The sequence below is a fragment of the Modicisalibacter sp. genome (assembly GCF_055145905.1).
In genome coordinates this window covers 203,818-213,511 of sequence record NZ_JBSREH010000016.1, presented here as the reverse complement: position 1 = coordinate 213,511, position 9,694 = coordinate 203,818, and the positions used below count along the sequence as shown (strand labels likewise).

At 65.0% G+C, this 9,694-nt stretch carries 9 protein-coding genes and 1 pseudogene; 6 read left to right on the top strand and 4 right to left on the bottom strand.

Annotated features, from left to right (window positions below; genetic code table 11):
• Positions 1–108 (top strand): annotated as a pseudogene (locus ACTCB7_RS06570) (IS481 family transposase); the annotation flags it as partial.
• Positions 109–125: 17 nt separating this feature from the next.
• On the opposite strand, the gene ACTCB7_RS06565 reads toward ACTCB7_RS06570, so the two are convergent.
• Both ACTCB7_RS06565 and ACTCB7_RS06560 read right to left on the bottom strand, forming a co-directional pair.
• Entirely contained in the window at positions 126–1,490 is a 1,365-nt protein-coding gene (locus ACTCB7_RS06565; RefSeq protein WP_163648576.1) for a nicotinate phosphoribosyltransferase, read from the bottom strand.
• A gap of 7 nt (positions 1,491–1,497) precedes the next feature.
• Complete coding sequence (locus ACTCB7_RS06560; protein WP_163648577.1) at positions 1,498–2,043, bottom strand: isochorismatase family protein; 546 nt, start codon at positions 2,041–2,043, stop codon at positions 1,498–1,500.
• A 134-nt stretch (positions 2,044–2,177) separates the two neighbouring features.
• Here ACTCB7_RS06560 and lhgO point away from each other — a divergent pair, with 134 nt between their 5' ends.
• Positions 2,178–3,371: an L-2-hydroxyglutarate oxidase gene (lhgO, locus tag ACTCB7_RS06555; RefSeq protein WP_163648578.1), complete on the top strand. Its 1,194-nt coding sequence runs from the start codon at positions 2,178–2,180 to the stop codon at positions 3,369–3,371.
• Positions 3,372–3,387: 16 nt separating this feature from the next.
• Here the strand turns inward: lhgO and ACTCB7_RS06550 are convergent, their stop codons facing one another.
• On the bottom strand, positions 3,388–4,098 hold the full coding sequence (locus ACTCB7_RS06550; protein ID WP_163648579.1) for an anti-sigma factor: 711 nt from the start codon (positions 4,096–4,098) through the stop codon (positions 3,388–3,390).
• Positions 4,077–4,631, bottom strand: coding sequence for a sigma-70 family RNA polymerase sigma factor (locus ACTCB7_RS06545; protein ID WP_163648580.1), 555 nt, complete (start codon positions 4,629–4,631; stop codon positions 4,077–4,079). Before ACTCB7_RS06545 ends, ACTCB7_RS06550 begins: the two co-directional genes overlap by 22 nt.
• A 249-nt stretch (positions 4,632–4,880) precedes the next feature.
• Between ACTCB7_RS06545 and ACTCB7_RS06540 the strand changes: the two genes are divergently transcribed.
• From ACTCB7_RS06540 to ACTCB7_RS06525, 4 genes are all read left to right on the top strand, one after another.
• Positions 4,881–5,594 (top strand): response regulator, encoded by a 714-nt coding sequence (locus ACTCB7_RS06540; RefSeq protein ID WP_463006019.1) that lies wholly within the window; start codon positions 4,881–4,883, stop codon positions 5,592–5,594.
• Positions 5,591–7,054 (top strand): ATP-binding protein, encoded by a 1,464-nt coding sequence (locus ACTCB7_RS06535; RefSeq protein WP_463006018.1) that lies wholly within the window; start codon positions 5,591–5,593, stop codon positions 7,052–7,054. Before ACTCB7_RS06540 ends, ACTCB7_RS06535 begins: the two co-directional genes overlap by 4 nt.
• A 116-nt stretch (positions 7,055–7,170) precedes the next feature.
• Complete coding sequence (locus ACTCB7_RS06530; RefSeq protein WP_463006017.1) at positions 7,171–8,370, top strand: AGE family epimerase/isomerase; 1,200 nt, start codon at positions 7,171–7,173, stop codon at positions 8,368–8,370.
• 37 nt (positions 8,371–8,407) lie between these two features.
• On the top strand, positions 8,408–9,661 hold the full coding sequence (locus ACTCB7_RS06525; protein WP_463006016.1) for an ABC transporter substrate-binding protein: 1,254 nt from the start codon (positions 8,408–8,410) through the stop codon (positions 9,659–9,661).
• Positions 9,662–9,694: the final 33 nt, after the last annotated feature.

Sequence of the window (9,694 nt, the reverse complement as noted above, 5' to 3'; positions counted from 1 at the left end):
AAGGCGCTGCATCATCAATCACCGATCACGGCGATGAAGGAGTGGCAGGCCAAGCGACCTGAGTTATTTACCAAACGGGTGGTTAATCACACGGGACCCAACACATAAACAAGAGCATCGCCAGGTCACCCATCCGATGGCAGCCCCAGCCTGGCCTCGGCCTGACGACGATAGTCATGAATGCGCTCGCTGATATCAACCCGATAGGCGGCCCCCTGGTCGAGACGATGAAGCCCCTCGGGCAACCGGGCGACGGCATCCAGGCTGGCCTCACGGGCGGTATCGGGATCGGCCATCCGCTCGGCCTGAAACTCACCATCGATGATGATGGGTTGCAGCAGTGGCATGCCGGGGGCGGTTTCGTCACGAAGTGTCAGGGTGTCACGCCGGTAGAACCCCTCGGCATCGGATTCACGATAGACCTGCTTGCGTCCGGGCAGGGAATGCTTGCCGGGCGAGTGCTTGAGGCGTGGCTCGCCGGCATATTCGGTCAGCTTGTAGGCCAGTTCCAGGCAGGGCGCATCGCTGGCCGCGCCGAGGGCCGTACCCACGCCGAAACTGTCGATGGGCGCGTCATCGGCCAGCAGGTCCTGAATGCGATACTCATTGAGTCCGCCGCTGGCGGTGATCTTGATTTCCGGGTAGCCGCCGTGGTCCAGCAGGTGGCGGCAGGTCTTCGCCAACTCGCCGAGATCGCCGGAATCGAGGCGGATAGCGCTGATGTGCAGGTCGGGATTGGCATCCAGCCAGCCGATCAGGCGCTTGACGGCCTCCACGGTGTCGTAGGTGTCGACCAGCAGGGCCGTACCCGGAAACTCCCGGGCGAACGCCTGCAGGGCGACGTCTTCGCTGTCATGCGCCTGGATGAAGCTGTGCGCCATGGTGCCGCGGGCCGGGAGATCATGGCGGCTGGCGCCGAGCACGTTGCTGGTGGCGGAGATGCCGGCCATGCGATAGGCGCGCACCCCACGGACGGCGGCATCGATGCCGTGCATGCGCCGCATGCCGAAATCGACGACCGGGCGACCCTGGGCGGCATTGACGATGCGCGAGGCCTTGGAGGCGAGGACGGTCTCGAGATGGACGTAGTTCATGACCAGGCTCTCGAGAAACTGCGCCTCGCCGATCGGAGCCTCGACTTCCAGCAGGGGTTCGTGCGGGAAGACCGGTGTGCCCTCGGGCAGGGCATGCAGGGTACCGGTAAAACGAAAGTCGGCCAGCCAGTCAAGAAAGGCCGGCTTGAAGAGATCCAGGCGACGCAGGGCCGCGATCTGCTCCTCCCCGAAGCGCAACTGGGAGATGAGTCGGGCGACGTGCTGCTGGCCGCAGGCCAGCATGTAGTTGCGGTGCGGCGGTAGCTTGCGGAAGAACAGGCTGAAGGTCGCGGTCTCCTGCATGCCTTCGGCCCAGTAGGCCTGCAGCATGGTCAGTTCGTAGAGGTCGACCAGCAGGCTGAGATCCTCGTCGCGGGGCAGTTCCTGGGTGGGCATTCCTGAATCACTCCTTGATGGTGGCACCGGCCCGACGCAGGGCATCGAGGCAGTCGGCGGCATGTGTCGGATCGACGGCCCGGGTGGCCTCGGCGAGCAACTCGACCTCGAACCCCTGGCCGAGCGCCTCCTCGGCGGTGGCCTTGACGCAGACATCTAGGGCCAGTCCGGCCACAAGCAGGCGCTGAACGCCGTGCCGGCGCAAGTAGACGGCCAGCCCCGTGCCATCGAAGGCTGAATAGTTGTCGCGGTCGAAGGCACAGCCCTTGCTGACGCGTACCGCTTTGTCAGGTAGCTGCAGGCTGGTGGGGAAGGCGGCCCCCTGTGTGTCCTGGACGCAGTGAGCGGGCCAGGGGCCGCCTTGTCCAGTGAAGCTGCAGTGTTCCTGCGGATGCCAGTCGCGGCTGGCCACGATCGGCCAGCCCTGGCGCTGTGCCGCATCGATCCAGCGGTTGACGACGGGCAGAATCCGCTCGGCCTCGGGTACGGCCAGGGTACCGCCGGGGCAGAAGTCGTTCTGGATGTCGACCAGCAGCAGGGCGTGGGTAGCCATGGCGCTTGCTCCGTTGGGGAACCTGTTTCAGGTGTGGCTGCCTTTGCCCGGCTTTTCAAGGGCCATCCCCGGGTGGCGGATGAATCGGGTAGACTCGAGTGCTGGCATTGATCCCGGGACGACAAGAGGTAGACGTGTACGATTTCATCATCATCGGTGGCGGCATTCTCGGCCTGTCCACGGCCATGCAGCTTCAGGAGGCCTATCCGGACAAGCGCATGCTGGTCGTGGAAAAGGAGGCAGGGCCGGCCCGGCACCAGACCGGGCACAACAGTGGCGTGATTCATGCCGGCGTCTATTACACGCCCGGCAGTCACAAGGCACGCTTCTGTCTTGCCGGCAATCGCGCCACCAAGGCCTTCTGTGACGAACATGCGATTCCCTACGAGGTGTGCGGCAAGCTGCTGGTCGCCACCAATGCGCTCGAGATGCAACGCATGGAGGCCCTGTGGGAACGCACGGCGGCCAACGGCCTTGAGCGTGAATGGCTGTCGGCCGAGGCGTTGCATGAACGCGAACCCAACATCACGGGGCAGGGCGGGATCTTCGTGCCGTCCAGCGGCATCGTCGACTACGCCAGAGTGGCGGAGGCCATGGGCGAGGTGTTTCGTCGCCAAGGCGGCGAGATTCGTTACGACACCGAAGTGACGGGGCTCAGCGAGCGGCGTGAGGAGGTCGTGGTGGAGACCGGTCAGGGCAGCTTTACCTCGCGCTATCTCGTCTCTTGCGCCGGGCTGATGGCGGACCGGGTGGTCAGCATGCTGGGTGTGAAGCCGGGCTTCACCATCTGTCCGTTCCGGGGCGAGTACTACCGGCTGCCCGAACGCCATAACGGCATCGTCAACCACCTGATCTACCCGATTCCGGACCCCTCGATGCCGTTTCTCGGTGTGCACCTGACCCGCATGATCGATGGCAGTGTGACCGTCGGCCCCAATGCGGTGCTGGCCTTCAAGCGTGAGGGGTATCGCAAGCGCGACGTGTCCTTGACCGACAGTGCCGCGATGCTGACCAACCCGGGCATTCTCAAGGTGCTCAAGGCCAATCTGCGGCCGGGCCTGATTGAGATGAAGAATTCCCTGTTCAAGAAGGGGTATCTCGAGGAGGTGCGCAAGTACTGCCCGGAGCTGGCGCTCGAGGATCTGCAGCCCTATCCGGCCGGCGTGAGGGCCCAGGCGGTTTCCAGCGACGGCAAGCTGATCGATGACTTTCGCTTCGTCAATACCACGCGCACCGTCAATGTCTGCAATGCGCCGTCGCCGGCCGCCACGTCGGCGATTCCGATCGGCGCGCACATCGTCGAGAAGGTGCAGGCGCTGGTCGGATGACGGTATCTCCGGGGTCTCACAGCGACCAGTTATCGCCGCGCATCGGTACCAGCTTGCCCTGGTCGATGACGCGACCGGTGGGACGGCCCTGTGGCGCACCGCTGGCCGGCTCGATGCTGACCGCGAAGTCGGCATGGTGCATCATCGGCCGCAGAGACGCCGGCATGCGCATGCGCGCCTCGCCGCGGCCGGGCAGCATGCCCAGCGACACTGGCTGACCGTCCTTCATCATCCACAGTTCGCCGGCCATACCGTCGGGCATGTCAGTGGGCTGAACCGCCTGGGCCATCAGCTCGCCATCACTTTCCGCATAGATGATCCAGCCCGGCACCCGGTTGTCGTCGAGCACGACATAGACGGCGTCTCCTGGCATGCCGGACGGCGCCGGGCGAACGAGAAGCAGGGTGCCGAGGATCAGCGTGCTCAGGGCCAGGCCGGCGCTCAGGGAACGCCATACACTCAGGCGGCGCCACCAGGGGCGGGGTGTCAGGCCCAGCGTCCGAACGATGCGTGGCCACAGCGCGTCCGGCGGCGCCACCGGTTCGAGGGGGGTGTTGAAGACCTGCAGGTGTTCGCGCCAGTCAGCGACCTGGCGCTGGAGCTCCGGGCTGACCGCGAGCAGGGCTTCGAAATGCGCCTGCTGCCGGCTGTCCAGGGTACCCAGCACGTATTCGCCGGCCGCCAGGTCACGCTCGTCCGGGTCGCTCAAATCCCACGGGTCATGCATGTTCTCAACCTCTCGAGTCCACGCCGTATCCAGCTCTTGACGGTACCCAGCGGCTGGCTCAGGACTTCGGCCAGCTCACCATGGGTCAGCCCTTCGAAATAGGCCGTCTCCAGCGCCCGTCGCTGATCGGCCGACAGGGTCTCGAGGCAGGCGTGCAGTCGCGCGGTATGCTGGGCGAGCTCGCTGGTGGCTGTCAGGTCGGTGTCATCGGCCAATGTCTCGAGCGCCGCGTCGCCATCCTCGCTTCTCCGGCGGCTGCGCCTCAGCCAGTCGATGCCCACGTTACGGGTGATGGTGGACAGCCAGGTCATGGGGCGCGACAGGTTGGCGTCATAGCGCCCGGCTGTCTGCCAGACGCGCAGGTAGACCTGCTGCAGGCAATCCTGGGCGGCGCTTTCTTCCCTGACGATACGCAGCAGTTGCGCGTATAGATGCGCGCTGGTGGCGTGGTAGAGCCGTTCGAAGGCTCGAGCCTCGCCATTGGCGCAACCAGCCAGGATGTCGATGAGGGGATCCTGTTCGTACCGGGTCATGCCGCTCTCTGCCACGCTGGGTATCCGGTCATCATAGCGAGCCCGGCTGGGTTGCGATACGCAGGTCGTCAATGACATGCGCCACGCCGCTCTCCGCCATCCATCGCCACCCGGCAAGTCGAGCCTGCCACTTTGGTCGCCCGTGGCGGGGCGCGGCTTGATGGCTATGGCGGGAGGCCGCATCATCCGCACTGGTCCCATCAACACCGCCGTCTCGCCAGCCGGGATGGAACAGGAATCTTGCCGGTTATGACGATGCAGCCTTCGACAGTGGCCGTGGTCGATGACGATGCCGAAATTCGTGAACTGCTGAAGACCTATCTGGAGCGGCAGGGCTTCGCGGTCGCTCTCGCCGAGGATGGCGAGGCGCTCCGGGCCCTGATGCAGGAAGCCGTGCCGGATCTGGTGGTGCTCGACATCATGATGCCCGGTGAGGATGGCCTGTCGTTGTGTCGCGATCTGCGGCGCCATCATCAGGTCCCGATCATCATGCTGACCGCCAGTGCTGATGAAACCGACCGGATTCTGGGGCTGGAACTGGGGGCCGACGATTACCTGGCCAAGCCGTTCAATCCGCGCGAACTGCTGGCGCGCATCAAGGCGGTGCTGCGGCGTGCGCGCCCGATCAGTCCCGAGGCCGCCCGTGTGGTTCGCTTCGGCCACTGGCGGCTGGATCGCATCACCCGCGAGCTGATCGACGCCGAGGGGCAGCGCAGTGCATTATCCGGGGCCGACTATTTGCTGCTCGGCGTGTTTCTCGAGCATCCCGAGCAGGTCCTCTCGCGTGAGCGGCTCTATGATCTCAGCCGCGGGCGCCGGGCGCCCCCGCTGGATCGTTCCATCGACGTGCATGTGTGCCGACTGCGTCAACGCCTCGGCGAGGATGCCCAGCACTCGCAGTTGATACGCACGGTGCGGGGCGCCGGCTACGTGCTGGCTACGACCGTGGAAGCGGAGGCGTGAAAACCGCTTTGCGACCGCGGACCCTGCGCGGCCGCTTCGTGCTGTTGATGCTGCTGGGGGTGCTGAGTGCCCAGGTGGCCAGTTATGGATTATGGAGCTGGCAGGAGAACCGTGAGCGCTTCGCCCAGCTCGATACCCTCTCGCGCAACCTGGCCGACAGCCTGGCCGCCACGGTACGTTACTTCCGCTCGCTGCCTTACGAGTACCGGCACATCGTGCTCGAGCAGCTGCGCGACATGGGAGGAACGCGCTTCTTCGTCAGCGTCAACGATCACCGTATCCATCTGACGGGGTCGCCCCCCGACCGGGCTCGGCAACTGGTAGCCCGCAACCTGCGCGAGGGGCTGCATCGTCAGCTGGGCAAGGTGGCGCTGACCATCGACTTCTCCCGCCCCGAGCATCTTCGGGTCTTCAACAACGAAGTGGCCCTGGATGCACTGCCTGCCCACTGGGCGCATCGCAGCCTGGCGATGGCACCGTTGTCGACGCCGATTCTGGTGGTGCAGATGCCACTGGACACCCATCAATGGCTGTTCGTGGCCACCAGTCTGCCGGTCGCCGGGTTGCTGGACGGGCCAAGCTGGCTGGCCGGCGATCGGCTGTTCGCGTTGTTGGCGGTGCTGGTTACGGTGATTGCGCTGTCGCTGATGGGGATTCGCTGGATGACACGGCCGTTATCGGTGATGGCGCGGGCGGCGCGGCGCCTGGGGGATGATCTGGAAACACCGCCACTGGCCGAGCGGGGCCCAAGGGAGCTGCGTGACACGGCGGTGGCTTTCAATCGCATGAGCGAGCGGATCCGGCAGCAGGTCGAGGAACGCGAACGGCTGTTCTCGGCAATCTCGCATGACCTCAAGACACCGATCACCCGACTGCGGCTACGTGCCGAACTGCTGGAAGAGGATGACCAGCGTGAGGCCTTCATCCGCACACTCGATGAGATGGATCAGCTGGTGAAGGGGGCGCTGGCGTCGGTCAAGGGACTGGATCTGCACGAGCAGCTCCAGCCAGTGGATCTCGATGGCCTGCTGATCGAATTGCAGGATGAACTGGCCGTGCATGGCAAGCCGCTGCACCTCAGTGGCGAAGCCGGGTCGGTGATGGCCAAGCCGCTGGCGCTCAAGCGTTGCCTGACCAACCTGATCGAGAATGCCATCTTCTACGGCAAGCGCGTGGATGTGGCGGTTCGCCGTGAGGTCGATCGAGTGGATGTCTGGGTTCGTGACGATGGCCCGGGCATCCCCGAGGCGCAGCGTGAGCGTGTCTTCCAGCCCTTCGTGCGACTCGAGCCCTCGCGCAGCCGCCATACCGGCGGCAGCGGGCTGGGGCTGGCCATCGCGCGGCACATTGCACGGGCGCATGGGGGCGATATCCATCTGGGGCGGGCCAGTGCCGGCGGCCTCGAGGTGCGGCTGCAACTGCCGCTCGGCGACGAGACGTCGAGTGTTACCAGCCTGTAATACTCCGGCAAGACTTTGCAGGATTCGGTAATCCCCGCCTGGAACAACCTGCGCTATCGTGTCCCTGATGCCCGGTTCGGCACGCCTTATAACGACAAGATTGCAGGATCACGCCCATGCCTCTCGACGACCCGCGCCAGCTCCGGTCGCATCTTGCGCGAACCATGGCTTTCTACCATCCGCGCTGCATCGATGCCGGCGGCGGCTTTCACCATTATCTCAAGGATGACGGCGAGGTTTACGACACCCGTCACCGTCATCTGGTGTCGAGTGCCCGCTATGTCTTCACCTATGCGCGCCATGCGGCGTTTACCGGGCGGGAAGAGTACCGGCACTGGGCGCGTCACGGACTTCGCTATCTCGAGCAGGCGCATTTCCAGACTCGCTACCAGGGCTATGCCTGGACACTGATCGACCATCAACCCGCGGATACCACCAACCACTGTTACGGCCTGGCCTTCGTGCTGCTGGCCTATGCCACGGCACTGCGTTGCGGCATCACCGAAGCCCGTGACGGCCTAGAGCGCGTTCATGCGCTGCAGACCCGGCGCTTCTGGGAGCCCCAATGGCAACTGTATGCCGATGAAGCAGACGCGTGCTGGTGGGTGAGCGACTACCGGGGCCAGAACGCCAACATGCACAGCTGCGAGGCTCTGATCGCCGCCTTCGAAGCGACGCAGGACCCGGCCTATCTCGAGCGCGCGCTCGCCGTCGCACGGGCGATCTGGCAGCGCCAGGCCCGGCAGACCGATGGCTGGATCTGGGAGCATTTCGATCGTCGCTGGCGCGTGGACCTGGAGTACAACCGCGACAATCCGCGTCACCTTTTCCGCCCCTGGGGCTTCCAGATCGGCCATCAGACCGAGTGGGCCAAGCTTCTGACGATCCTTTCGCGCCACTGCCCCGACGAGGTCTGGCTGCTGCCGACGGCGGCGCGACTGTTCATCGAGGCGGTCGAGGCGGGGTGGGATGCCGATCATGGCGGGCTGGTCTACGGGGTCGACCTCGAGCGGCGCCACTGCGACAGCGACAAGTATTTCTGGGTGCAGGCGGAAAGCCTGGCGGCGGCGGCGATGCTGGCCGACGCCACCGGCGAACACCGCTTCTGGCGTTGGTACCGGCGTCTGGCGGATTTCAGCTGGCAATACATGATCGACCATCGTCACGGAGGCTGGTATCGCATCCTGACGCCGGATAACCGCCGCTATTCCGACGAAAAGAGCCCGGCCGGCAAGGTGGACTACCACACCATGGGCGCCTGCCATGACATCCTGCCGATTCTCGAACGTCGCGAGGCGCGCCTGCCTCGCGTCTGACCCTGCGCCACCACAATAACCAGAAGGGAGACACGTCATGAAACCGCTCTATACACTGGCTGCCGGCGCCGCACTGGCGGCGGCCGTGACCCAGGCCAACGCCGCCGAAATCGAGGTGCTGCACTGGTGGACCTCCGGCGGTGAAGCCAAGGCCGCGAACCTGCTCAAGCAGAAGCTCGAGGCCAAGGGGCACACCTGGAAGGACTTCGCGGTGGCCGGTGGCGGCGGCGACAGCGCCATGACGGTGCTCAAGTCCCGTGCCATCTCGGGCAACCCGCCGGCGGTCGCCCAGATCAAGGGGCCGCTCATCCAGGAATGGGGAGAGATGGGCTTCCTCGGCAACATCGACAAGGTCGCCAAGGAAGAAAACTGGGACGCCTTCCTGCCGCCGGAGCTGTCGGCCTATGACAAGGTCGACGGCCACTATGCCGCGGTCCCCGTGAATATCCACCGTATCAACTGGCTGTGGGCCAACCCGGAGGTGCTCGAGAAATCCGGGGTCGATTCGCTGCCCAGGACCTGGGACGAATTCTTTGCCGATGCCAGGAAGATTCGCGACGCCGGCTTCGTTCCGCTGGCGCATGGCGGCCAGCCCTGGCAGGACGCCACCGTCTTCGAGGTGGTTCTGATGGGCGTCGGTGGTGCCGACTTCTACCGCAAGGCCTTTGTCGATCTCGATCCCGAGGCGCTGACCAGCGACACCATGGTCAAGGCACTCAAGACCTTCAAGAAGCTGCGCGGCGCCATGGACCCCGATATTGCCGGGCGTGACTGGAACATCGCCACCTCGATGGTCATCAGCGGCAAGGCCGCGATGCAGATCATGGGCGACTGGGCCAAGGGCGAGTTCACCGCCGCCGGCATGACGCCGAGTGAGGATTACCTGTGCGAAGCGGCGCCCATGACCGAGCACATGTTTTCCTACAACGTCGACAGCTTCGCCATGTTCAAGGTCGATGACAAGGGCAAGCAGCAGGCCCAGATGGACCTGGCGGGGCTGATCCTGTCCAAGGATTTCCAGACCACCTTCAACAAGGCCAAGGGATCGATTCCGGTGCGCATGGACGTACCGCTGGATGACTTCGATGCCTGCGCCAAGTCCTCGCGCGAGGCTTTCGATGCCGCACAGGCGCAGGGCGGTCTGGTGCCCAGCTTGGCCCACGGCATGGCGGTGTCGGCAAGCGTGCAGGGGGCCGTCTTCGACGTCATCACCAACTTCTTCAATGATCCCGACATGCCTGCCGAGAAGGCGGCCGAGCGTCTGGCCAGTGCGGTACGTGCCGCCGGCTGAATGATGCCATCGCCCCGGGGCCGGTAATGGCCG

Coding starts and splice junctions, on each gene's coding strand:
- ACTCB7_RS06550 (WP_163648579.1), bottom strand. CDS start 4,098: ATGCATGACCCGTGGGATTTGAGCGACCCGGACGAGCGTGACCTGGCG.
- ACTCB7_RS06565 (WP_163648576.1), bottom strand. CDS start 1,490: ATGCCCACCCAGGAACTGCCCCGCGACGAGGATCTCAGCCTGCTGGTC.
- ACTCB7_RS06545 (WP_163648580.1), bottom strand. CDS start 4,631: ATGACCCGGTACGAACAGGATCCCCTCATCGACATCCTGGCTGGTTGC.
- ACTCB7_RS06560 (WP_163648577.1), bottom strand. CDS start 2,043: ATGGCTACCCACGCCCTGCTGCTGGTCGACATCCAGAACGACTTCTGC.
- ACTCB7_RS06525 (WP_463006016.1), top strand. CDS start 8,408: ATGAAACCGCTCTATACACTGGCTGCCGGCGCCGCACTGGCGGCGGCC.
- ACTCB7_RS06530 (WP_463006017.1), top strand. CDS start 7,171: ATGCCTCTCGACGACCCGCGCCAGCTCCGGTCGCATCTTGCGCGAACC.
- ACTCB7_RS06540 (WP_463006019.1), top strand. CDS start 4,881: ATGACGATGCAGCCTTCGACAGTGGCCGTGGTCGATGACGATGCCGAA.